Below are 25404 nucleotides of genomic sequence, written 5' to 3'. Positions count from 1 at the left end.
CCATTATCTTTGGCTGTTTCAAGCACGGGCGGATACGCGAAATCAAGAGCGTTTCCCGTATGCAAACGGTGTTTCTATCGCAGGTTTAATTTACAGAATTGTGTTTTTAATCAATGAAGGCGATAAGACACCGCTAAAGTGGAAATAAGATAATCATTACATGCTTTATGTACTCCCAGCCGTTTTAATGCTGTTTTCACTGGCCTTTGTGGTTGTCGGTGCAATGGATAAGCTGCGCCGCCATCTCTTATGGTGTGCATTATGCTTTTTCTGCATCGGCCTGGCCATGCTTTCCCAGCTTGTCGATATACCGGCAGATGATGGTGTCAACACGCTGTTGACCACCACAATATATGTGGTCGGCACTTTATCGGGCGGGCAGGGCATTCTTCTCAGGTCCGCGCGCCGTTTGCCGCTGTGGTTCGGGATTGTCAGTTTTGGTCTGATTGTCGGTGGCGTTGTTTATTTTCTCTACGTGCAGCCCAATGCGATCAATCGCATTTACGTTGTGAATTTTGGCCTCGCATGCATGATTTTGACCTTTGTCTGGTACTTGCGCGGATTGGCGCGGGGCTCTGTCGCTGACCAGCTCATTCTGGGAATGCTGTTTTTGGTTGCGGTGCAGTTTTTTCCCCGAACACTGCTGACCGCGCATTCCATTGTCGGTGATGACACGGCAGCTGACTTTGCTTTTACGCCATTCTGGCAATGGACTGTTTTTTCAACCGCTGTTGCGGGTGTCATTGCCGGTCTGGTGCTATTTGCGGCAGCGGGGGCTGATCGGTTCAGAGAACTGGTTTATGAACGGGATACTGATCCGCTGACCGGGCTTTTAAACCGCCGTGGGCTTGAAACAGGGATGAACGCGCTGGAGCGCGGTCGCTTTTCTGGCTGGGTTGTCGCCTGCGACATCGATTATTTCAAAACGATCAACGATATTTATGGACACGCGACGGGGGACACAGTGCTCACAGAGTTCGCAGCTATTTTAAGGTCCTATTGTACTGATCGTCATCTGACGGCGCGTATCGGCGGCGAGGAATTTGTCATCTGCCTTGAGGATATGCCGAGTGAGGCGGCGTTTGAGCTGGTCGAGAGCATTCGGAGAAGCGTCAAGACACGCGTTTTCTCGCGCCTGTCAAAGGATACGAGCCTGACGTGCAGTTTTGGAGTGGTCAGACTGGGGCATAAAGACGATTTCTGGCGGGCGGTGGAGCGCGCTGATAAGGTTCTTTATGAAGCCAAAGAGGCCGGTCGAGATCGGACTTTGTTTGAAGATAGAATTTCCTGAGCGTTGTGGCGTTTGAAATTCTTGCTGTGAAAACCGGATAAACTTGCTGTGATGATCAAAAATCTGACGCAGATTATGTGTTAGAAGCGTTTTTTACACTCCCGCAAAGCGAGTTATGCGTAAGCCAATGCAATTTTTATCCGCTCTGATTTCGAATTTTCCTTTTCGCTTTTCGTCATTTTTTATCATGAGTGTTGCCGCCTCTTTGAGTACGCCGTCCATGGCAATGACGGCGCTGGAAAAAGCACAACTTGAAAGGCTTGACCCTGCAACGCGTCTTGAGCAGCGTTGCGATGTCGAGGCGATGGAACGCATCAGCAAGGATAAAAGAAAGCTTTCGGTCGATAAGGTGCTGGCCTATGCCTTTTCTGACCCTGTTGCCTCAAAAAATATGATCAAAGCGGATGGCGCTGCTTTTCGCAGCCGCGAGCATTGGTACAAGCTCTCATTCGTTTGCAAAACGGATGATGAGCACATCAATGTCGTTTCATTTGATTATCACATTGGTGAGGAGGTTCCGCAGTCTCAGTGGGACAAGCATTACCTCGTGCCATGATGATGAGCGCACCTTTATAGGTTTGCCGGAACGTTTCTATTGCGCACCATCATCCGCGCGGCAGGCTGAAAGCAGCGTGATTTCTTTGGCCGAATCGTCCGCCTCCAGATGGGTGAGAATGGCCCGTCCATCTTTTTCAGCCCAGCGATAGCTGTCCTGCTCGTCCATTGCGACATATTTCCTGAGCGCATTATGCCATTGCAGAGCAACCATTTTGCCTTCAACGTCAATGACGGCAAAAGCAGGCTCTTCGCCCGCATGAATATAGGTGACAGGCACCACGACCCCGCGTTCACAGACATAATCCGTCCGAATGACCGAATCCCGGCTGATTGTCTGGGCCAGAGCGGGGCTTGATGCGAGTGCGCTCAGAGCAAGAACGATGCCTGTATTGCGAGATTTTCTCAGCATAATGACCTCTGTTTCGTAAAGCGTTATGAAAGGTCTGGCAGAAAAAACAAAGAATTTCAATTTTTTACGGGAACCTAATTTACACTTGGCCGTTCTTCATGTGCTGGTCGTTAGATCGGCCGGGGCCCGGAGTTAATTTGCCCCCGCAATCCTAATCCGGGTCCCACTTTTAAATCTGCCGCTTCATCCTGAAATTGATAATTCTTTCCCCGGAATTCGGTTATTTGAGAAATCGGGTGAAAATTTAATTCCGCATATTTCATTATCATAGCTTATAATTTTCGAAGTGCTTTCAAATAAGAGAAAGCTTATGGCATCCTGTGTGCAAAGACCTCTGATACTCTCAGGTCAATGAAACGCGGAGAGGTGGTCATGAAAATATCGAGAGTCTCATTCACGCTTGCAGCTTTTTTAGCAACGGCGGGTATTGCCGGAACTATTCAGGTCGGTCACGCCGATCAGACATTGCTCAATGTGTCCTATGATCCGACGCGGGAGCTTTATAAGGATTACAACGCGGCTTTTGCGAAGCATTGGAAAGAGCAGACAGGCGAAAACCTGACCATCCGTGTTTCGCATGGTGGTTCGGGCAAGCAGGCACGTTCCGTTATTGATGGCGTGAAAGCGGACGTTGTCACCCTTGCACTGGAAAGCGATATTGACGCAATTGTCGAACATTCCGGCAAAATCGACAAGGATTGGCGCAAGCGCCTTCCGCATAATTCTTCGCCTTATACATCGACGATTGTTTTTCTCGTGCGCAAGGGAAACCCGAAGGGCCTCAAGGATTGGGGCGATCTGGTCAAAGACGGGGTTGAAGTCATCACGCCCAATCCGAAGACCTCGGGCGGTGCACGCTGGAATTATCTCGCTGCATGGGCATGGGCCAATAAGGAATATGGCGGCGATGAAGCCAGGATAAGGGAATATATCGGCGAACTTTTCCGCCATGTCCCGGTGCTTGATACGGGTGCGCGTGGTTCGACCACAACCTTTGTGCAGCGTCAGTTGGGTGATGTTTTGCTGGCCTGGGAAAATGAGGCCTATCTTTCCATCGCTGAATTCGGCGACAATGCCTTTGATATTGTGGTGCCGCCGCAGTCTATTCTGGCAGAACCACCGGTGGCGCTGGTTGACAAAAATGCTGATGACAATGGAACCCGTAAGGTTGCGCAGGCCTATCTCGAATATCTCTATTCACCGGAAGGTCAGGCCCTTGCCTCCAAGCATTTCTATCGTCCATCCGAGCCGGATATTGTGCCTGCTGACCAGAAACGTGATTTTCCGAAGCTCGACCTTGTAACGATTGACGACCCGGTTTTCGGCGGTTGGGCCAAGGCGCAGCCTTATCACTTTGGCGATGGTGGTACTTTTGACCAGATTTACAAACCGGGTAAATGAGCCTCTGTCAGGGCAGTGATTGCTGAGAAAGACCAATAAAAGGGAGCAAATATTGATGTCTTCGCACCCTGCACGGGTCAGAGCAGGGTGGCATTTCAGAAAACCGAGCGTTGTTCCGGGCTTCGGACTGACGTTCGGTTTTAGTGTCGCCTATTTGACTCTCCTCATTCTCATTCCGCTTGCAGCCCTCGTGCTGCGCTCAACAGATGTTGGCTTTGCCGGCTTCTGGCGGATCATCACCGATGAACGCACGTTAAAGGCACTTGAAACCAGCTTTGGCACCGCTTTCATTGCTGCAGTCATTAATGTGATTTTCGGTGTTATTCTCGCATGGGTTCTCGTGCGCTATCGTTTTTTTGGTCGCAGGTTTATCGATGCAATCGTTGATATTCCCTTCGCGCTTCCCACAGCCGTTGCCGGTATCGCGCTCGCTTCAATCTATGCGCCCAATGGCTGGATTGGCAGTCTGCTGGCGCCTTTCGACATTCGCATTGCTTTCACCCGTGCCGGCATCGTTGTGGCGCTGATTTTCATCGGGCTGCCATTTGTGGTGCGCACGGTGCAGCCCATTATGGAAGAGATCAGCCGGGAGGTCGAGGAGGCGGCGGCAACGCTTGGCGCATCGCGTTTTCAGACGATCTGGCAGGTTTTGTTGCCCGCATTGCAGCCCGCAATTCTTACTGGCTTTGCACTGGCTTTCGCGCGCGGGGTGGGCGAATACGGCTCGGTCATTTTCATAGCAGGCAACACGCCTTATGTTTCGGAAATTGCTCCGCTGCTCATCGTGATCCGGTTGGAGGAATATGATTATGCCGGTGCAACGGCGCTTGCGACTGTGATGCTCGCACTTTCATTTGCCATGCTGCTGTTGATCAATCTGTTCCAGTCGTGGTCAAGAAAGAGGTATGGCTATGGCGCGTGACCATGTTTCTCCTGCGCGCAGCGCTGTGAGCGAAAGCCTGCCAACGCGTATTGTGCTGATCAGCATAGCGCTGATCTTTTTGTTGCTGTTTCTTATCCTGCCGGTGGTGGCCGTTTTTGTCGAAGCCTTCCGTAAAGGCATGGGCGAATATCTGGCAGCCTTGGCGGAGCCCGATGCATGGGCCGCAATTCGGCTGACATTGCTCGTTGCGGTTATCTCTGTTCCGGTCAATCTGGTTTTTGGTGTCGCGGCTGCATGGGCGATTGCCAAATATGAGTTCAAAGGCAAGGCGCTTCTGACAACGCTGATCGATCTGCCTTTTTCGATATCACCGGTGATTTCGGGTCTGGTTTTTGTGCTGCTTTTTGCAAGCCACGGCTTGCTGGGGCCGTGGCTTGAAAGCCATAATATTCAAATCCTGTTTGCTGTTCCGGGCATTGTCCTGGCAACGCTTTTTGTGACGTTTCCGTTTGTGGCACGCGAGCTTATTCCGCTGATGCAGGAGCAGGGAAGCGGTGATGAAGAAGCAGCCATTTCGCTGGGCGCCAATGGTTGGCAGACCTTTCGTTATGTCACTTTGCCCAATATCAAGTGGGGCCTTCTCTACGGTGTCTTGCTGTGTAATGCCCGCGCAATGGGCGAATTCGGCGCTGTTTCGGTGGTGTCAGGACACATCCGCGGCCTCACCAACACCATGCCGCTGCATGTCGAGATTCTCTACAATGAATATAATTTCGTTGCGGCTTTCGCGGTTGCATCTCTGCTGGCCTTGCTTGCCCTTGTGACCTTGGCGGCCAAAGCTTTTCTGGAGATGCGTTATGGTGATGAACTGGCTGGCAGTAACGGGCATTAAAAACTAAATTGTCCAAAAGAAAATAAGCCGCCCATGCTTTGGCTGAGCAGTCGGTGGTAGGGGAAAGGATCGGGAATGGAAGTTCGTGTCGCCGGTGTGCGTAAAGAGTTTGGTCGCTTTCCGGCATTGCATAACGTGTCGCTGGATATTCGTTCGAGTGAACTGATTGCTTTGCTTGGTCCGTCCGGATCGGGCAAAACAACCTTGTTGCGTCTGATTGCCGGTCTTGAACGGCCCACAGAAGGAGCGATTTTTTTTGGTGATGAGGATGCCTCGCATAAGAGCGTGCAGGAGCGCAATGTTGGCTTCGTGTTTCAGCATTATGCGCTGTTTCGCCATATGACGGTCGCCGAGAATATCGGTTTTGGCCTCAAGGTCCGCCCCGGCAGCACCCGTCCGCCTTCCGCTGAGATCCGGCGTCGTGCACTCGAATTGCTTGATCTGGTGCAGTTGAAGGGACTGGAAAATCGCTATCCAACGCAGCTTTCCGGTGGGCAGCGTCAGCGCGTTGCTCTGGCCCGCGCCATGGCGATTGAGCCAAAGGTTCTGCTGCTTGATGAACCCTTTGGCGCACTTGACGCGCAGGTGCGTAAGGAATTGCGCCGCTGGCTACGCGAAATTCATGACCGTACCGGCCATACGACCGTGTTCGTCACGCATGATCAGGATGAAGCGCTGGAGCTTGCGGATCGCGTGGTGGTGATGAGCCAGGGGCGGATTGAACAGATCGGTACCCCGGATGAGGTTTATGATCAGCCGAACTCGCCTTTTGTTTATGGCTTTATTGGTGAATCCAGCACGCTGCCGGTAAGGATTGAAAAAGGGGAAGTCTGGCTGGCGGATCGCAATATCGGACTGGTGGCTGATGGCGCGGACGATGGCGAAGCACAGCTCTTCTTCCGCCCGCATGATGTCGAGTTGCTCGATGGCTGTGGGGGCTGCATCGCAGGCACAGTTATTGCCAGCCGAAGATCGGGGGGCAAAAGGCGGGTCGAGCTTGAAATCGGCGGGGCGCGTCAACGTGTCGAGATCGAGATTCCGGCCGAACATCCAGCGGCTGAAAAAAGCCGCATCGCTTTCCGTCCGCGCTATTGGCGGATTTTCGGACATGACCGAGCATCTCGAGCGGATGAAAAAGCAGAGGTTTTGGCTCAAGGCCATTCATAATTCAGGCGTATCGCCCCGATTTTACCCATCAGACATCCGCATTGGCGGGTGTCTTTTTCATTTTAGAAACAAAGAGCATCGGCAGAGCATTTTCGAAATCTATTCTTCAGAGTGGTATTATTCTTATTTTCAGTATGTTAGGGTTGTAGAAACCGCTCATTTTATAACGCAACATTAATGTTCGGAAAGAATTGTGCGTTGCGATCTAAACGATTTGAATATCTCCACAGACTGTCGTCGCATTTTTGTCAAATGAGGACGACATTCAGGGAACCGAATACGGATATTGTCGTTTTTCTGCATTGAAATTCAATCTAATATCCATCCGCCGCATTTCACTCATTCCCTTCGGAAAGGCTGTTAAGGCACATGCCGGAATTGTCTTCTTCGCCGTCTCATTCGTCCATTGCCGATCATAAGACTTCGGATCAAATTCCGCCCGAACAACCTTCTCCGATACGTGCGCTTTACAAAAGCGAGGATGAACTGCGTGAGCTCGCAGCCTCCGTTGCACGTGGTGAAGAACTGGCATTACCCGGTTATCAGTCTTTTGAGTTCGATCAGCGCCTGTCTGAAAATGGCAAGCTTATCCTGCATGCCTATCGCTCGTCGGATGCGGCGTCTCGCGCTGGCGAAACCATCACGCCGGCGGCGCAATGGTTGCTCGATAATCATTATCAGATCGACAAGACGGTCCAGCAAACCCGCCGCGATCTCCCGCGCAAATTCATCCGGCAATTGCCACCCTATGCCGCCCGCGATGAAAAATTTAAGGACATGCCACGTATTTTTGCGCTGGCATGGCTCTATGTCGCGCATACCGACAGCAATTTCTCGCTCAAATCACTCACCGCGCTGGTTCAGGGTTTTCAGACGGTTGAGCCGCTCAAAATCGGTGAATTATGGGCGCTGCCATCCGCTGTTCGCTATTTTCTGATCGAGAATGCACGCCGGTTGGCGCTGCGTGTGGATCGTGCGCGCAATATGCGCAATCTTGCCAATACCGCAGCAGACCGTATCGTCGTTGCCGCCAATGGCGACGAGCTTGATACGGTTCTTGCACAATATGCGCAGGCGGCACGCGACAGTACCTTTGCCACCCATCTTCTCTATCGTCTGCGCGGCGCTTCCACCGATACATCGGCTGCGGCCAGCTGGCTTGAGCATATTCTTGAGCAGGAGGGCAGCAATCCAGAGGACGCCATCGTTGAAGAACATGCGCGCCAGTCGACCGGCGGCGTGACGATGGGCAATGCGATCAGCAGCCTGAAACGCATTGACGATATTGATTGGGAAACCTGGTTTGAAACCGTCAACGAGGTCGATGCGATCCTGCGCGACCACAGCGATTTCGAACTGCTCGATTTCCGCTCGCGCAATGCCTATCGCGTGACAATTGAAAAGCTCGCGCGCTTTTCAAATATGAGCGAAATCGACATCACCTGGGCGGCGCTCAAACTTGCAGAAGAAAGCAAGGCAAACGGACCAGAGGCAAACGGGCAGGAAGGCAGAGGTTCTATTGCCTATTACCTTTCGGGTGAAGGGCGTACAGAACTTGAAAAGGTCTGCGGCTACAAAGCACCCTTTGGCGTCAAAGCCCTGCGCTTTTATCGCAATCTTGGCCTTTTGGGCTTCTTTATCCCGACAGCCATTTTCACGATTTTGATTCTGCTGGGCGTCAATTACTGCATGAGCAGGGCCGGGCTTTCGGCTGATTGGCGCTTGCTGTTCACGCTTCTGGCACTTTTCCCGGCGATGGATGCGTCCTATTCGCTGTTCAATGCGCTGGTGCCGTGGTTTGTTCAGCCGACGCGTCTGATCGGTTTTGAATATAAGGAAGGGCTTCCCGTCGAGGCGCGCACGCTTGTTGCAGTCCCGACGCTGATCAATTCTCGCGATTCCATTGACGAGCAGATCCGTAACCTTGAAGTTCACTATCTTACCAATCCGCGTGGTGAAATCTATTTCGCACTGGTGAGTGACTGGGTTGATGCCAAGCAGGAAATTACACCTGCTGATATGGAAATTTACGAATATGCGCGCGATGAAATTGCCAAGCTCAATGAGCATTATACCGGCAATGAACAGCCGCGTTTCTTCTTGCTGCATCGCCGCCGTCTGTTTAACGAAAAGCAGAGCTGCTGGATGGGCTGGGAGCGCAAACGTGGCAAGTTGCATGAGCTGAACCTGCTTTTGCGCGGCGATCAGGATACGAGCTTCTTCCCACCTGATGAGCGCCTGCCGAAAGATGTCAAATTTGTCATGACGCTGGACGCGGATACACGGCTTACGCCTGAATCCGTGACCAATCTGGTTGGCAAGCTCAGCCATCCGCTCAACCGTCCCGTCTTTGATGAAAAGACCGGTAAGGTGGTTCGTGGTTATGGCATCCTGCAGCCACGCGTGACGCCATCTTTGACAACGGGTGATGAAGCCTCGTTCCTGCAACGTGTCTTCTCGGTCAATCGCGGCATCGATCCTTATGTCTTTGCAGTTTCTGATTCCTATCAGGATCTGCTGGGTGAAGGCAGCTTCACCGGTAAAGGCCTGTATGACATCGACGCTTTTGAAACCGCGTTGAAAGGCCGTGTGCCGGAAAACACGCTTCTCAGCCACGATCTGCTGGAAGGCGGCTATGCGCGTGCAGCACTCGTCAGCGATGTTGAAGTGGTTGAAGATTATCCGACCGGCTATAATGTCGACGTGTCGCGTCATCACCGATGGGCGCGTGGTGACTGGCAGCTTCTGCCATGGCTTTTCTCGACAAGCCGCGGCGTCAGCAACGTTACCCGCTGGAAGATGATCGACAATCTGCGCCGGTCGCTTAATCCTATCCTCTGGCTGATCGCTTCGGTTGTTGGGTGGAGCATTCTGCCGATTGGACCGGCTGCCGTCTGGCAGGCCTTCCTGATCGTCAGCATGTTTGTGGCGCCGACCTTTGGCATCATCACCAATCTCATTCCGTCCAATATGGACTATTCGCTCAAAGGCCACGCGCAGTCGGTTCTCACCGATATTGCTCTTGGTACTGCGGATGTGGCGCTTCGCACCACCTTCATTGCCCATTCCGCTTTCCTGATGGCCGATGCGATTGCACGCACGATCTATCGTTTGTTTGTCTCGCGCCGTGATCTTCTGGAGTGGCGCACGGCTGCACAGGCCAAGTCATCGCCTGATACGCTTTTGTTCTATTTCCAGCTGATGTGGCCAGCCATTGTCATCGCAGGGCTTGCAATTTTCTTTCCGCTCGCCGCGCAAAGCCATGCGGCAATGATCGCCGCGCCCTTTGCGGTGATCTGGTTTGCATCGCCGCTGATCGCATGGCTTGTGAGCCGTTCGGCCAAGCCGCAGGATACGCTGGAAGTTCTCTCTTCCGATAAGGCTGATCTGCGCCGCTATGCACGCCGCACATGGCGCTATTTTGCTGAGTTTGCCAACGAGGAAAACAACCATCTTCCGCCGGATAACTTTCAGGAAGACCCGGCTCCGATTGTCGCGCAGCGAACCTCGCCTACCAATATCGGCGTTTATCTTCTCTCGGTCATTGCCGCGCGTGACTTTGGCTGGATCGGCTTTGCCGAGACGATGAACCGCGTTGAAGCCACCGTCACGACGCTTGAGAAGATGGAGAAATATCAGGGCCATCTCTATAACTGGTATGAGACAAACACGCTGACGCCGATGCGTCCGCTTTATGTCTCCGCCGTGGATAGCGGCAATCTTGCCGGTCATCTTGTGACGCTTTCTTCGGCTTTGGAAGAATGGGCGGAAGCGCCTTCGGTTTATCTTCAGGCTGATCTCGACGGCATTATCGACGTCAATGATGTGCTTGAGGAAGCGATTGCAAAAATCCCGGATGATCGCCGGATTTTGCGCCCGCTGCGTCGTCGTCTGGAAGAGCGGATTGCCAATTTCCGCCGTGCGGTGCGCACCATCAAGGACGAGCCGGAAACAGCCTCCTTCCGCACCATCAATCTGTCGCTCTTTGCGACGGACATTGTGCGCCTGATGGAAGAGCTCGATAGTGAAATTGAAACGCCAGCAAGCGCTGAGGCAAAGGAATGGGCCAATATTCTGGTCGATACCTGCAAGGCGCATACGGATGATTCCGTTGGCGATCGCAACACAGATGAGCTGCGTGAGCGCCTGCGCGATCTCGCAGGGCGCTCGCGCCAGCTGGCATTCGATATGCAGTTTGGCTTCCTCGAACGCAAAGAACGCCGTTTGTTGTCGATCGGTTTCCGCGTTCAGGAAAACGAACTCGATGAAAGCTGTTACGATCTCCTGGCGTCCGAAGCCCGTCTTGCAAGCCTGTTTGCGATTGCAAAGGGCGATGTGCCTGTTGAACATTGGTTCAAGCTCGGTCGCCTTCTGGTGCCTGTTGGCTGGAAGGGCGCGCTGCTCTCCTGGTCAGGCTCGATGTTCGAATATCTGATGCCACCGCTGGTCATGTCCGAACCGCTTGGCTCCCTGTTGGATCAGACCAATAAGCTCGTTGTGCAGCGCCAGATTGATTATGCAACCTCGCGTGGTCTGCCATGGGGCATTTCGGAAGCGGCGTTCAATGCGCGGGATGCGCATATGAACTACCAGTATTCCAATTTTGGCGTGCCAAATCTGGGTCTCCAGCGTGGACTTTCGCGTAACGCCGTTATCGCGCCTTACGCAAGCTTGCTTGCATCGCAATATCAGCCAGCGGCTGCGGTTGCCAATCTGAAGCGTCTGGAAAAGCTTGGTGCACTGGGCCGTTATGGTTTCCACGATTCGGTGGATTTCACCCCGTCGCGTGTTCGCGAAGGTGAAACCTATGCGGTCGTAAAAAACTACTATGCCCACCACCACGGCATGGCCATTATCGCGGTCAACAATGTGATTTTCGAAGGCCGTATGCGGGAACGCTTCCATTCCGACCCGGTGATCGAAGCAGCAGAACTTCTGTTGCAGGAAAAAGCACCACGCGAAATTCCGATGATCTACGCAAAGACCGAAAATCCGATGCGTGTGGATTCGGGCGGCTTCGACGATGCGCCAATGCGCATCATCGACGTTCCTTTCAAGGCACCGCGCACAACGCATATGATGTCGAACGGCCAATATGCGCTGATGGTTACGGCCAACGGTTCCGGTTACAGCCGCTGGCACAATTGGGACATCACCCGTTTCCACGCCGATGCCTCGGAAGACTTGCAGGGCACATTCCTGTTCCTGCGTGACATGGAAAGCGGCTATTCATGGTCGGCAACCGGCGAGCCTGTGCGCAATCCGGATGAAGAAACCAAGACTGTTTTCACGGAAGACAAGGCTGAGTTCTACAAAACCGCAGGCGACATCAAGACGGTCATGGAAGTGATTGTGTCGTCTGAATCCGATGGTGAGGGCCGCAGGCTCGACATCATCAACACCTCTGCGCGCGATCGTATCATTGAGGTCACGTCTTATGCGGAACTGGTGCTGACCGACAGCGACAGCGATGCGGCGCATCCAGCCTTTGCCAAGATGTTTGTTGAAACCGAAATCGCTGATAACGGTTCGACCATCTACGCCAAGCGCCGTAAACGTGCGCCGTCCGACCCGGATATTCATGTCGCACATTTTGTGACCGATCTTTCGGGCTCTATCCGCGAAACGGAAGTCGAAACCGATCGCCGTGCCTTTATCGGTCGGGGCCGTTCGCTGCGTGATGCGGCAGCCTTCGATGAAGGTGCAAAGTTTACGGGAAGTCAGGGCTGCGTGCTTGATCCGATTGCATCGGTGCGCACACGTGTCCGCGTTCCGGCACATAAAAAGGTCAGCCTTGTTTTCTGGACCTTTGCGGGTGGAAGCCGCGATGCGGTTGAACATGCGGTGGCAACGCATCGCCATCCAGAAACCTTTGCGCGGGAATATTCACTCTCATGGACAAGCTCGCAGGTTCAGCTTTATCATATCGGTATCAAGCCTGCGGAAGCTGCTGACTATCAGAAGGTTGCCGCCTATCTGCTTTATCCGGAGCGCAATCTGCGTCAGCCGCCGGAAACCATTGCAGCCGGACTTGGCAAGCAATCCAACCTCTGGCCGATGTCGATTTCGGGTGACTATCCGATCTTTGCCCTGCGCATCGACAACGAGGTTGATCTTGATGTGTTGCGCGGCGTGCTGCGTGCACAGGAATACTGGCGCAGCAAGGGCCTTATCGTTGATGTGGTTGCGGTCAATGAACGCGCCTTCTCCTATGCGCAGGATACGCAACGTGCGATTGACTGGATCGTGGAAGGCTTCCGCGCACGCGGTGGCGGTCTGCCGCATATCTTTGCGGTGCGTCGCGATCAGATGAGCGAGGAAAGCTATAATACACTTCTGGCTTCTGCGCGTATCGTCATGCATGCGCAGAACGGTCCGCTTGCCGAGCAGTTGCGTCGCAGTGAGGAAATCACTGTCGATTTGGCTGCACGCAGTGATGCCAAAACACCGGCCACTGCACAGCAGGGGCTTGGTTCTGCGGGGCTTGGGCCGATTGCGCTTGAACGCGGCTCGGAAGAGCGTCGTCTGGTTGCAAAGCCGAAACCAGTCACTCTGCCGGCTCCATCGGGCGATGATCTAGAGTTCTGGAATGGCTATGGCGGTTTTGCGCAGGACGGCAGCTATGTTGTGCGCATCAACAACCGCACGACCACGCCGCATCCGTGGATCAACGTGATCGCCAATCCGAATTTCGGCTTCCATGTCTCGGCAGAGGGGTCGGCTTTCACATGGGCAGGCAACAGTCGCGATTATCAGCTCACCCCATGGGCGAATGATCCGGTCACCAACCGTCCGGGCGAGGCAATCTATATTCTCGACCGTGAAACGGGCCGCAGCTTTGCTCCAACGGCCAATGTGCTGCGCGACGAGGCGGTCACCTATGAAGCGCGCCACAGCCATGGTTACAGCACTTTTGCCGCTCAGCATGGCGAACTGGCACTCGAACTGACCCATATTGTCGATGCGGAAAAGCCTGTCCGGCTTTCGCGTCTGACGATCACCAATAAGGGCCGTTCCAAGCGTAAGCTGCGCGCTTATGGCTATGTTGAATGGGTGCTGGGCAATGCCCGCTCCAAGAATGTGCCGTTCATCGTTCCATCGCAGGATGAAGAACTGGGCGCACTCTTCGCAGGCAATCCTTATCACCCGGACAAGTCCGTTCAGGTGGCCTTCTTTGCGGCGAGCGAAAAGCCGCAATCGGTAACGGCTGACCGTGGCGAATTCATCGGCACGACCGGATCGGTGGATCGCCCTGAAATCGTGCTTGCAGGCAAGCCGCTTTCCAACACGGTTGAGGCCGGGCGCGATCCTTGTGCAGCGCTTGCCATCGATATTGAAGTCAATCCGGGTGAAAGCCGTGAAATTGTCTTCCTGCTCGGCAATGCTGCCGATCAGATGCAGGCAAAAGCGCTTGTCGAACAAAGCCGCAAGGCTTCGTTTGACGACAAGCTTGAGGGCGCGCGCAGATATTGGGAAGGTCTGTTCGACCGCGTACAGGTCAAGACACCGGATCCGGCATTCGACCTGCTGATCAATGGCTGGTTGCCCTATCAGGCGATTGCCTGCCGTATCTGGGCCCGCGCTGCCTTTTATCAGGCCAGCGGTGCTTTTGGCTTCCGTGATCAGTTGCAGGATACGCTCTCACTTCTGCTGATCGATCCGTCGCTGGCACGTGCGCAGATCCTCAATGCCGCTTCGCGTCAGTTCCCGGAAGGCGATGTTCAGCATTGGTGGCTGCCTGCAACCGGTGCAGGTGTCCGCACGCTGATCTCCGACGATGTGGTCTGGCTCGGCTATGGCACGTCGCTTTACGTCCAGACGACGGGCGATGATGCGATTCTTGATGAAAAGCTGGCCTTCCTTGAGGGACGCAAGCTGGAAGAGGGCGAACATGATGCTTTCTTTGAGCCGGAAATCTCGGATCAGACAGCAAGTCTTTACGAGCATTGTGCGCTGGCGCTTGATCTGGCGATCAAACGCACCGGCAAGCATGGCTTGCCGCTGATGCTGGGCGGCGACTGGAATGACGGCATGAACCTTGTCGGCGTGAAGGGCGAGGGCGAGAGTGTGTGGCTCGGCTGGTTCCTTGCCTATACGCTGAAGCAGTTCATCCCGATTGCCCAGTCGCGCAATGATATGCGCGCAACAGCGTGGGCGAACCATCTTGAAAGCCTGACCAAAGCGCTTGATCGCGATGGCTGGGATGGTGAATGGTATCGTCGTGGCTTTTTCGACAATGGCGCGCCGCTTGGCTCAAAAGACAGCGATGAATGCCAGATTGATGCCATTGCACAGTCGTGGAGCGTGTTGTCGGGCGTTGCCGATCCAAAGCGGTCCGAGCAGGCCATGGCTTCGCTTGAGAAATATCTGCTCGATGATCAGGGCGAATTGCTGCGTCTCTTCACGCCGCCTTTTGACAAGACGGTGCAGGAGCCGGGTTACATCAAGGGCTATCCTCCGGGCGTTCGTGAGAATGGCGGTCAGTATACCCATGGTGCAACATGGGCCATTCTGGCGCTCGCCCGCATGGGCAAGGCCGCTGAGGCATGGCGTTTGTTCTCGCTCATCAGCCCGGTCAATCATGGTCGCAACCCGGATGTTTATCGCGTTGAGCCATATGTGATTGCAGCCGATATCTATTCGGTTGAGCCGCGGCGCGGACAGGGTGGCTGGACCTGGTATACGGGGTCTGCCGGCTGGTTCTACCGCGTTGCGACTGAGGGTATTCTTGGCGTTACCAAACGCGGCAATCGCTTGCATCTTGATCCGGCCTTGCCGCCGGAATGGGAGGGCTATGAAGCAGAACTTCGTTTCGGCGAAGCGCTCTATCGCGTGAAGGTGATCGCCGGTGCCAAGGACAAGGTGATCAGGCTCAATGGCCGCAAGGTCGGCAAACCAGATGAAGGCGTGCCGATCAAGACGGATGGTGAACATGAAATCATCGTAGAGCTTCCCAAATCTGAATGAAGCATTTAAAAAGGCAGGTGAAAACCTGCCTTTCTTTTTGCTGCCAAGCATTTGGTTTGGCTGAAGCACATGCTCATGCAATGGAGGCCGTCATGGCCAAAACCGATATCGCGCGGCGCGTCTATAATCACGCATGGAAGCTTGATCCGATTGTCCGCAGCCTGTTGGATACGGACTTTTACAAACTTCTGATGTTGCAGATGATCTGGGGGCTTTACCCCAAAGTGGATGCGACCTTTGCACTTATCAACCGCACGACAACCGTGCGCCTTGCTGATGAGATTGACGAAGGTGAGTTGCGCGCACAGCTTGATCACGCCCGCACGCTGCGCTTCACCAAGAAGGAAATGATCTGGCTGGCGGGTAACAGCTTTTATGGTCGAAAGCAGATTTTCCAGCCGGAGTTTCTCAACTGGCTGCATGATTTCCAGCTGCCGGAATATGATCTGCGCCGCAAAGACGGCCAGTATGAGCTGCATTTCCATGGTCCATGGTCGCACACCACCATGTGGGAAATTCCCGCACTTGCCATCATCAATGAATTACGCTCGCGCGCTGCGATGAAAAACCTCGGGCCTTTCTCGCTTGATGTGCTCTATGCTCGCGCCAAAGCCAAGATGTGGAGCAAGGTCGAGCGGTTGCGCGAACTGCCAGACTTGAAGATTTCCGATTTTGGTACGCGTCGCCGTCATTCGTTTCTGTGGCAGCGCTGGTGCGTTGAAGCACTCAAAGAAGGTATCGGCAGCGCCTTTACCGGCACCAGCAATGTGTTGCTGGCAATGGATACTGATCTTGAAGCGCTTGGCACCAATGCGCATGAATTGCCAATGGTGCTGGCAGCGCTGGCCAATACGGATGAAGAACTGCGCAGTGCGCCTTATCGCGTGTTGCAAGACTGGAACCGCTATTATGGTGGCAATCTTCTTATCGTTCTGCCGGATGCTTTTGGCACGGCTGCTTTCCTGCGCAATGCGCCGGACTGGGTTGCGGATTGGACAGGCTTCCGCCCAGACAGCGCACCGCCCATTGAAGGCGGCGAACGTATCATTGAATGGTGGAAGTCACGCGGCAAAGACCCACGCGAAAAGCTGCTGATTTTCTCGGATGCGCTCGATGTCGATACAATTGAGGAAACCTATCGCCATTTTGAAGGCCGCGTTCGCATGAGCTTCGGCTGGGGCACCAACCTCACCAATGATTTTGCCGGATGCGCACCGACAACGATCCATGGTCTCAAGGCGATATCGCTCGTTTGTAAGGTGATTGATGCCAATGGACGCCCGGCGGTCAAACTTTCCGACAACCCACAGAAAGCAACCGGCGATCCGAAGGAAGTCGAGCGCTATTTGAAATTCTTCGGCAATGAGGAACGTGTAGAGCAGCTCGTCAGAGTGTGACGAGCTGCGGTTTGTCTATTCCATCAATCGGGCCGTGCCGGAAAGGCGGATAGATTCGCCCCTCACGTGGCCGATTTCTGCGCGCAGATGTGAGGGCACGCCCATATCCTCGCCCTGGATGACTTCAATAGCGCCGCCATGCGGCCAGCCCAGATCACGCAGATAAGCGGCAAAGGCCGCAGTCGATGCACCTGTCGCCGGGTCTTCATACACGCCGCCAGACGCAAAAGGATTGCGGCTGTGGAAGCGCTGTGGTGTTTCCGAATGCACCAGAAGGATCGTGGTCCAGCCCTGCCGGTTCATCAGTACCCGCCCACGCGGAAGGTCATAATGCATGGCGGCAAGCTTTTCGCGTGAGCGCAATGCCAATACGATATGATCAGCGCCTGCATGGATGAGTGCTGGCGGGATGCCCGGTGCGAGATCGTCCTTTTCATAGTTGAACAGCGCGAGCGCCTGCTCAATTTCGATCTCAGAGGCCGCACGGTTTCGCGTAGATGGCGATTGAAGGCTTGCAGAGAACAGATCGCCCTCCTTGCGGCCTTCTACCTTTATTGTCGTATTGTTGAGCATAAGCGTAAAAGCACCATCGCCTTCACGCATGGCCAGCGCTGCACCGAGTGCAATTGTGGCATGGCCACAAAAAGGGACTTCCATTTCCGGCGCAAAATAGCGCACACGAAAGCCTCCGGCTTCCGGCATGGCGAAAGCCGTTTCCGAAAAGCCTACATTGTGAGCGATTGTCTGCATGTCTTGAGCAGAGGGAAGTTTTTCAGAAATCAGCACACCGGCAGGATTGCCGCCCTGATTACCTTGCGAGAAGGCGGCTATACGCAAGACGTTCAATGACATGTCCTTTGCCTATCTTCGATTCTCTCCCGCCCCCCTCTTATAGAAGGCGCGCGATGCGTCGGGTCAAGGGAGCAATTATGCTCAATCGCGCATTTCTGTTGCCCATGGAGGATTGGCGCCTGCACGCGAAACGGTTACCGCGGCTGCACGAACGCCCAGCGCTATGGCGGAGTGAATCTGGTCTTCGTCCAGCTGGGCGAGGGCATGTTTGTTAAGCAGTCCCTGACTATGCAGGCTTGCGAGGATACCGGCATTGACCGTGTCGCCCGCGCCAACCGTATCCACCACATCGACTTTAACGCCGGGAACACGGATGGTCGCGTTTACGCTATAGGCATCGGCACCATGCGCACCTTTGGTAATCACGATGAGCTTAGGCCCGAGCGTGAGCCATCGGGCGGCAATCTCGTCATGACTGCCCTTTTCACCGAACCATTCGAGGTCTTCGTCGGATAGTTTCACAATATCGGCAAGGGCGATCATGCGCTTCATGCGCGCCAGATGCTTTTCGCGGTCAGTGATAAAGCTCGTACGAATATTCGGATCGAGAAAAATGACGCGCTTGGATGCTTCGCGCGTCATCAGTGCTTCATAGACACGCCCGCATGGCTCTGAAATCAGGCTGATACAGCCAAACAGCAGTGCATCAATTCTATCATCGATCTCCGGGATGTCGTTTTCCGAAAGCATCCGCAGCGCTGTGTTTTCATCGTAAAATGCATAGCGTGCCTGCCCGTCAACGAGCCGCACAAAGGCCAGTGTTGTCGGACGGTCAGAGACTGCCGAGAAGGAGTAATCGACATTGGAGCGCGCAAGCGCGTCGCGCAAAACCTCGCCGAAAAAATCTGACGAAAGACCGCAGAAAAATCCGGTCGGAACGTTAAGCCGCCCAAGTGCGATTGATGTGTTGAACACCGAACCACCGGCCAAAGGCATGAAGGCCGTTTCTCCCTCTGCCGTCTGGCGAGGGAGCATGTCGATCAGGGCTTCACCGCAGCATAGGATCATAGAATTCGTCTTTCAATTATACGTGCTGGCCACCATTGATGTGAATTTCCGCACCCGTGACATAGGATGAGGCTTCCGAGCACAGATAATAGATTGTTTCGGCCACTTCTGATGTTTTTCCAAGCCGCCGCATCGGCAATTGCTCGACGAGCTTTTCCGTACCCGGCGAAAGAATCGCCGTATCGATTTCGCCCGGCGCAATGGCGTTCACGCGGATACCATGGGGACCGAAATCGGAGGCCATTTCGCGGGTCAGTGCTGCAAGCGCTGCTTTGGATGTTGCATAGGCAGTGCCTGCAAACGGATGCACGCGGCTACCTGCAATGGAGGTCACATTGACCACAGAACCCTGCGCTGCTTCCAGTTCTTTGAACAGCCCGCGTGCGAGCATGATCGGGGCCATGAAATTCACCTGAAACACATCACGCCACGCGGCCATTGGCGTTTCAATCGAGTTCAGGCGGCGACCGCCTTCGGCTTTGGGCGAAATGCCGGCATTGTTGACGAGCGCGTGCAACTTGCTGCCATTGGCTTCCAGTCTGCGCCGGATTTCAGAAATGGCTTTGCCAATATCTTCCTGATCGGCAAGATCAACTTTGATATGATCTTCCGGACCCGCGGGCCAAGGACAGTTTTCTGAAAAATCCTGTCGCGAACAGGTGATGACGCGCCAGCCGGCGCGGGAAAAACGTTTGACCGTCGCATGCCCTATGCCGCGGCTGGCGCCTGTCAGAACAAGCGTTTTGCGTTCCGCGGCAACATCGGGACGGGACGTATCGGTTGGGGAAATTGTAGACATGGCAACCTCACTCTCAATCTTTGAATAGACTAAGCCGCTCAGGATTTCGAGTGGATTCAACCGATCAGGCCGTTGGATGCTTCACTTGACCGCGATAAGGGCCGGTTGGCGACCGGCCCTGAACGAATTTTATCGTGAATTGCCCATGATAATATCGAGAAGCGTGGTTGAATCACGCGGTTTCTGTTGTCCGCCGACGCTGGCAGGCGGCATTGGCTGAGCGTTATGATCCATACCCGTTGCGGTACCGGCCGGATAATCGGCTGTCGTGCCCTGCTGGATCGTGTTGCGCGCAGGCGAATCGGGTGCCGGTGGCCAATAGCCATCATCGTCATTGCCTGCCATAGGCGGATTGCCATAGCCGCCCTGCGGTGTCATGCCGGGTTCATAAGGCAGGTTCGGATCAATGCCATCGCTGCCGCCGGGAACCATGTTCTGAATATCGTAATGACCGGGCAATTCTGCGATGGGCACGCCCTTATGGGCTTCCTTCATAAAGGCTTTCCAGGCGGCCACCGGAAGCGTGGAGCCGAACACCCGCTTCATGCCCTTGCCGTCATCATTGCCAAACCACACACCTGTGGTGAGATTGGCGGTATAACCGATAAACCACGCGTCACGGAAATTCTGGCTGGTGCCGGTCTTACCTGCTGCTGGCCAGCCGAAGGCCGCGCGCTTGGCAGTTCCGTCCTCCACTGTCTTGCGCAGCATAGCATTCATCATGCCGACATTGCGCTCATCAATCACGCGCGGACCAATACCGTCTTGCCTCTGATAGAGAACCTTGCCCTGTGCATCTGTGACTTTGGTGATGAAATAAACAGGCGCACGATAACCGCCATTGGCAAAAGGCACATAGGCGTCGGTCAGTTCCAGAAGCGATACTTCCGAGGTGCCCAGTGCCAGCGAGGCATTGGGCTCAAGCTTTGACTGAACGCCAAGGCGGTGTGCGGTGTCGATCACGGTCTGCGGGCCGACCTCCATCACCAGCTGCGCTGAGACGGAATTGAGCGAATGGGAGAGGGCGGTGGCAAGCGTGACTTCGCCCATATATTTCCCGTTATCGTTGCTGGGCGTCCAGTTGCCAATCCGCACCGGCGCATCATTGCGCACTGAATCCGGTGTGCGGCCCTGTTCGAGTGCGGAGAGATAAACGAATGGCTTGAAGGATGAGGCAGGCTGGCGCTTGGCATCGGTCACGCGGTCAAACTGGCTGGCGGCATAATCATACCCCCCCACCAAGGCACGCACAGCACCCGTACCATCAATGGAAACGAGCGCCCCTTGGCTCACATTCATCTTCTTTCCGTTTTCGGAAATCTGATCCTTGATTGCTTCTTCACCGATATGCTGGAGGTTAAGATCGATGGTTGTCTCAACCGTGATATCGCTTTTGGTGTCGCCGATCAGCTCTGGCAATTCTGCCACGACCCTGTCTGCAACGTAATTTTCCGAGCCTTGCCAATAGGATGCAGCGCGTGTGGGCGGTTCGCTTTCGGCAATTGCCACCTGACGATCATCGATCATGCCTTCTTCACGCATGGCACCAAGCACCAGCCTGGCACGTGCTGCGGCAGCTTCCGGGTCCCGCGCAGGCGAAAGCCGCGATGGCGCTTTGAGAAGCCCGGCCAGCGTTGCAGCTTCCATAAGGTTCACGTCTTTGGCGGATTTGTTGAAATAGCGGCGCGATGCCGCATCCACACCATAAGCACCCGAGCCGAGATAGACGCGGTTGAGATACATCTCCAGAATCTGGTCTTTGGTATATTTGTGCTCAAGCCAGAGGGCGAGCATCACTTCCTGAACTTTGCGCTCCAGCGTGCGATCCGGTGACAGGAACAGGTTTTTAGCAAGCTGCTGTGTGAGCGTTGAGCCACCCTGTACGGCGCGACCTGATATGATGTTGGTTATGACGGCACGTGCAAGACCAATCGGATCAATACCGAAATGCGACATGAAGCGGCGATCTTCGATTGCCATGACGGCTTGCGGTATAAATGGTGACATTTCGTGCAAGCCCACAGCCTGTCCGCCGGTGGTGCCGCGATTGGCAATCAGATTGCCTTGAACATCGACAATGCGCACGTTTGGTGGCCTGTCGGGAATTGCCCAGTCGGTTGTTGGTGGCATTTTGGCTGCGAAATAGACAAGCATGCCGGCAAAGGCAATGCCGCCCCAGAGGCCGAGCACCAGACACCAGTAAACAGCGCGGCGGACAAAACCAAAAAAACCACCGCGTTTTTTTTTGGCGCGGCGCGCACCGCGTGTTTCACGATCTTTCGACGGTTTGGCTTTACGTTGGGGCCGGGCCATGCGTTCCTCTTCGTCGACGCGAAATACGTCCTCTTCCTGTTCCGGCTTTTTACCGAAAGAAGGTTCGATCCGCCCGTTTCTGCCGTCTCGCGATGCCATGTCTGTTTAGATCCGCCCCGTATTCTTATCGTCTGCCGTCATCATAACCGGCTTAAATGATCAAACCCTGCACATAGGAAGGGCGTTTATCGCCTGAAGGGTAAATGCGGCAGTTTAAAGGGGTGTAAATTGGCAATTAACAAAAAAGCCTAAGATTAAGCACAAAATGAGAAGGCCCCGCAATGCGGGGCCTTCAAAGCAGTCTATCTGATCAGATCAGATTAGAACTTGTATGCAACGCCGAGACGAACTTCGTTGGTCTTGAACTTGTCGCGGACCGAGGCAACACCATCGGTGCCAAAGTCGAAGTTCTTGCGACCGTAATCGGTGTAACGGTATTCAAGGCGAACGATGACGTTGTCGGTTGCAGCATAGTCAACGCCTGCACCAGCAGTCCAGCCGGTAAGGGTCTTGCTCTGCTCAACGCTACCAGCAAGCTCATCAGTCGAAACACTTACCGTGTTCTTGACCTGACCGAATGCTACACCACCAGCGATGTAAGGCAGGAAGCGATCAACTGCGTAACCGGCACGTGCACGAACGGCACCCGACCAGCGCAGCTTGCTTTCAAGAGATGCAGAATCCGTACCATCGGTAATCGAATAGCTGTCCTTGAGGTTGTTGTAGGTTACGTCACCGTCGATACCCAGAACAACGCTGTTGCCGAGGTCGAAGTTGTAACCTGCATAAAGACCACCGAGGAAGCCATCTGGCTTGATGTTAAGCGCACCGGCTTCGCCAAACTGGCTGAAGCGCGACTTGCCCCAACCGTAGCCAATCTGACCACCGAGGTAAGCACCGTTCCATGTGAACGTTGGAGCAACAACAACCGGAGCTGGCTCTTCGTAAACGATAGCGTCTGCAGCTTTTGCGCCAGTTGCAGCAACGAGAGCAACGGTCGACGCGAGAAGAAGGGTCTTGAGCTTCATAATAGGCCTCCACTTGGGAAATAGGGATAATGAACTGTTGTCCCTAATATAGGCCATGGATCGGGAATGTCTGTAGCAAGAAGGACACAGTCACTTCTTAGTCGCAAAAAATGGGTATTTCCGGGCTTTTGTCTTAAAAACCCGCGAAAAATGGTTATCAAATGCTTAAAATTGGCCTCTAAATGATACCAAAGTGGTATCTGGGCATCCATTGCGTTGCGCGCATCAGGTCTTGATTGCGGGGAAATGCATGCACGGGTTAGTGCAACATCGCATCGCGAAAAATGCGAAGCAGTTTTCGGACAACATGCGCGATAAGAAAAAGAAAGGGAGCGTTCTGTTCGGAACGCTCCCTGAAGCCGCCATTTGATTGCGCTTTACGCGTGCGCGAAAATATCCGTCTCAGGCCAGCCCATCAGATCAAGTTCTGAGCGGGTTGGCAGAAACTTGAAGCAGGCCTCAGCCTGTCTGGTGCGGCCATCGCGTTCCAGACGCTGTTCAAACACAGCTTTGAGCCGATGCAGATAAAGAACGTCAGATGCTGCATATTCAAGCTGTGCCTGTGACAGAACCTCTGCCGCCCAGTCCGATGACTGCTGCTGCTTTGAGATAGAAACATCAAGCAGCTCGCCGCAGATTTCTTTCAGGCCATGGCGGTCTGTATAGGTGCGGGTGAGCTTGGATGCGATCTTCGTGCAGAAAACCGGCTGCGGCATGGTGCCAAAAGCGTGCGCCAGCACAGCAAGGTCGAAGCGGCCAAAATGAAAGATCTTGGTGATCGAACGATCTTTCAGAAGCTTGACCAGATTGGGCGCCTTCTTCTGGCCTGCTTCAATCTGGATCACGTCTGCCGTGCCGTCACCGGGCGAAATCTGCACCACGCAAAGGCGGTCGCGATGCGGGTTAAGGCCGAGCGTTTCGGTGTCGATTGCCACCGAATCCACCTGATAATGCTCAAGGTTCGGCAGATCGTGTTTATGAAAACGGATAGTCATTGAATTGTCCTTACTTGGCGGCAATCGCCGCCAAAATACGTACCCAAGAGCGCTGGCCCTTGTGGAAAGAGTTCAGCTCATATTTTTCATTGGGCGAATGGATGCGATCATCTTCGAGGCCGAAGCCGACGAGCAGGGATTCCATGCCGAGGAATTTGTCGAAATCGCCGACAATCGGGATCGATCCACCCATGGCGATCAGCACGGCTGGCTTCGGCCACTCGTCGGAAAGCGCATCCTTGGCCTTGGAAACCAGTGGTGAGTCATATGGCAGCTGGATGGCAGGCGAACCGCCATGCGGATGGAACTCGACCGAGCAATCGGCTGGCAGGCGCTCTTGCACAAAAGCGCGGAACGCTTCGCGGATTTTAACCGGGTCTTGCTTGTGAACGAGACGGAACGAAACCTTGGCGGAAGCTTGCGCTGCAATCACCGTCTTGAAGCCGTCACCGGTATAACCGCCGATGATGCCGTTGACTTCCGCAGTCGGGCGCGCCCAGGTCAGTTCGAGAATGCTGCGGCCTTTTTCGCCCGAGGGAATCGAAAGACCAATGGGGCCAAGGAAGTTTTCAGCCGTGCGGCCAAGGCTTTCCCATGATTGCAAAATCTGTGACGGGGTTTCTTCAACACCTTCATAGAAACCCGGAACGGTGACGCGGCCAGTTTCATCATGCAGGTCGGCAAGAATTTTTGCGAGAATATGAATAGGATTGGCCGCCGCGCCACCAAAAAAGCCTGAATGCAGATCGCGGTCCGCAGCCTTGATGACAATCTCTTCACCAACCAGCCCGCGCAGACCAACGCTGATCGCTGGCGTTTCAGTGTCCCACATCGAGGTGTCGCAAACGAGCGCCACATCGGCTTTCAGCTCTTGCTTGTGCGCATCAAGGAATGGCTTGAGCGACGGTGAGCCGGATTCTTCTTCGCCTTCAAACAGCAATGTCACTTTCACCGGCAGGTTGCCATTGACGGCCTTATAAGCACGGCAGGCTTCCACAAAGGTCATCAGCTGGCCCTTGTCGTCGGATGTGCCGCGACCGGTGAGGATTTTGCGGCCATTGCCAACATCCTTGATCGCTGGCTCGAACGGATCATTTTCCCAAAGGTTCAGCGGATCAACCGGCTGCACATCATAATGGCCGTAGAAGAGCACATGCGGCGCATCAGCGGTTGCACCTTCATGATGCGCAACCACCATCGGATGGCCGGGCGTATCGCGCACACTCGCATCAAAACCAATAGATTTGAGATCCTCGACCAGCCATTCAGCCGCCTTACGGCAATCGGCCTTGTAAGCCGGATCGGTGGAAATCGACTTGATCCGCAAAAGATCGAACAGATGGTCGATGCTTTTATCGAGATTGGAATCGATATGATTGAGGACTTTATCGAGTGATTGGGTGGACATGGATACTTCCTGACGAGTCGTAATGCTGCTGCACAG

16 protein-coding genes are annotated in these 25404 nt (G+C 54.2%); 8 read left to right on the top strand and 8 right to left on the bottom strand.

What is annotated here, in order from left to right; translation table 11 throughout:
- Positions 1 to 160: 160 nt before the first annotated feature.
- Both VBH83_RS00435 and VBH83_RS00430 read left to right on the top strand, forming a co-directional pair.
- Positions 161 to 1291: a GGDEF domain-containing protein gene (locus VBH83_RS00435; protein ID WP_265982680.1), complete on the top strand. Its 1131-nt coding sequence runs from the start codon at positions 161 to 163 to the stop codon at positions 1289 to 1291.
- 187 nt (positions 1292 to 1478) lie between these two features.
- Positions 1479 to 1847, top strand: a complete 369-nt coding sequence (locus tag VBH83_RS00430) for a DUF930 domain-containing protein (RefSeq protein ID WP_265983817.1) — start codon at positions 1479 to 1481, stop codon at positions 1845 to 1847.
- A gap of 36 nt (positions 1848 to 1883) precedes the next feature.
- Here VBH83_RS00430 and VBH83_RS00425 read toward each other — a convergent pair whose 3' ends face one another.
- Positions 1884 to 2258: a lysozyme inhibitor gene (locus VBH83_RS00425; protein ID WP_323054526.1), complete on the bottom strand. Its 375-nt coding sequence runs from the start codon at positions 2256 to 2258 to the stop codon at positions 1884 to 1886.
- Positions 2259 to 2630: 372 nt separating this feature from the next.
- Here VBH83_RS00425 and VBH83_RS00420 point away from each other — a divergent pair, with 372 nt between their 5' ends.
- The 6 genes from VBH83_RS00420 (at position 2631) to pncB (ending at position 16965) form a co-directional block, all read left to right on the top strand.
- A complete protein-coding gene (locus VBH83_RS00420) occupies positions 2631 to 3659 on the top strand; it encodes a sulfate ABC transporter substrate-binding protein (RefSeq protein ID WP_265982681.1) in 1029 nt (342 codons plus the stop codon).
- Between the two features lie 55 nt (positions 3660 to 3714).
- Positions 3715 to 4581, top strand: a complete 867-nt coding sequence (gene cysT / locus VBH83_RS00415; protein WP_396995909.1) for a sulfate ABC transporter permease subunit CysT — start codon at positions 3715 to 3717, stop codon at positions 4579 to 4581.
- The gene (gene cysW / locus VBH83_RS00410) at positions 4571 to 5434 is read left to right on the top strand and encodes a sulfate ABC transporter permease subunit CysW (protein WP_396996094.1); all 864 of its coding nucleotides are present in this window, start codon (positions 4571 to 4573) and stop codon (positions 5432 to 5434) included. The genes cysT and cysW overlap by 11 nt, the downstream gene beginning before the upstream one ends.
- Positions 5435 to 5509: 75 nt before the next feature.
- Positions 5510 to 6601 (top strand): sulfate/molybdate ABC transporter ATP-binding protein, encoded by a 1092-nt coding sequence (locus tag VBH83_RS00405; RefSeq protein ID WP_396995907.1) that lies wholly within the window; start codon positions 5510 to 5512, stop codon positions 6599 to 6601.
- A gap of 369 nt (positions 6602 to 6970) precedes the next feature.
- Positions 6971 to 15568: a GH36-type glycosyl hydrolase domain-containing protein gene (locus VBH83_RS00400; protein ID WP_396995905.1), complete on the top strand. Its 8598-nt coding sequence runs from the start codon at positions 6971 to 6973 to the stop codon at positions 15566 to 15568.
- Positions 15569 to 15660: 92 nt separating this feature from the next.
- Positions 15661 to 16965, top strand: a complete 1305-nt coding sequence (gene pncB / locus VBH83_RS00395) for a nicotinate phosphoribosyltransferase (RefSeq protein WP_265982685.1) — start codon at positions 15661 to 15663, stop codon at positions 16963 to 16965.
- Positions 16966 to 16980: 15 nt separating this feature from the next.
- On the opposite strand, the gene VBH83_RS00390 is transcribed toward pncB, so the two are convergent.
- The 7 genes from VBH83_RS00390 to VBH83_RS00360 all read right to left on the bottom strand — a co-directional run bounded on the left by VBH83_RS00390 (position 16981) and on the right by VBH83_RS00360 (position 25368).
- Entirely contained in the window at positions 16981 to 17811 is an 831-nt protein-coding gene (locus tag VBH83_RS00390) for a PhzF family phenazine biosynthesis protein (protein ID WP_265983819.1), read from the bottom strand.
- 87 nt (positions 17812 to 17898) lie between these two features.
- The gene (locus tag VBH83_RS00385; protein ID WP_265982686.1) at positions 17899 to 18825 is read right to left on the bottom strand and encodes a carbohydrate kinase; all 927 of its coding nucleotides are present in this window, start codon (positions 18823 to 18825) and stop codon (positions 17899 to 17901) included.
- A 16-nt stretch (positions 18826 to 18841) separates the two neighbouring features.
- Positions 18842 to 19624 carry an SDR family NAD(P)-dependent oxidoreductase gene (locus tag VBH83_RS00380; protein WP_265982687.1) on the bottom strand — a complete coding sequence of 261 codons (783 nt, stop codon included), beginning with the start codon at positions 19622 to 19624 and terminating at the stop codon, positions 18842 to 18844.
- A gap of 129 nt (positions 19625 to 19753) precedes the next feature.
- On the bottom strand, positions 19754 to 22036 hold the full coding sequence (locus VBH83_RS00375; protein ID WP_396995901.1) for a transglycosylase domain-containing protein: 2283 nt from the start codon (positions 22034 to 22036) through the stop codon (positions 19754 to 19756).
- A 221-nt stretch (positions 22037 to 22257) separates the two neighbouring features.
- The gene (locus tag VBH83_RS00370) at positions 22258 to 22965 is read right to left on the bottom strand and encodes an outer membrane protein (RefSeq protein WP_265982689.1); all 708 of its coding nucleotides are present in this window, start codon (positions 22963 to 22965) and stop codon (positions 22258 to 22260) included.
- A gap of 377 nt (positions 22966 to 23342) precedes the next feature.
- Entirely contained in the window at positions 23343 to 23960 is a 618-nt protein-coding gene (locus tag VBH83_RS00365; RefSeq protein WP_265982690.1) for a ribonuclease D, read from the bottom strand.
- A 10-nt stretch (positions 23961 to 23970) separates the two neighbouring features.
- Positions 23971 to 25368, bottom strand: coding sequence for a dipeptidase (locus tag VBH83_RS00360; RefSeq protein ID WP_265982691.1), 1398 nt, complete (start codon positions 25366 to 25368; stop codon positions 23971 to 23973).
- Between the last annotated feature and the right edge of the window lie 36 nt (positions 25369 to 25404).

The organism is Ochrobactrum sp. S1502_03 (genome assembly GCF_044435015.1).
GTDB lineage: Bacteria > Pseudomonadota > Alphaproteobacteria > Rhizobiales > Rhizobiaceae > Brucella > Brucella chromiisoli.
This window is presented reverse-complemented; position numbering and strand designations above follow the sequence as displayed.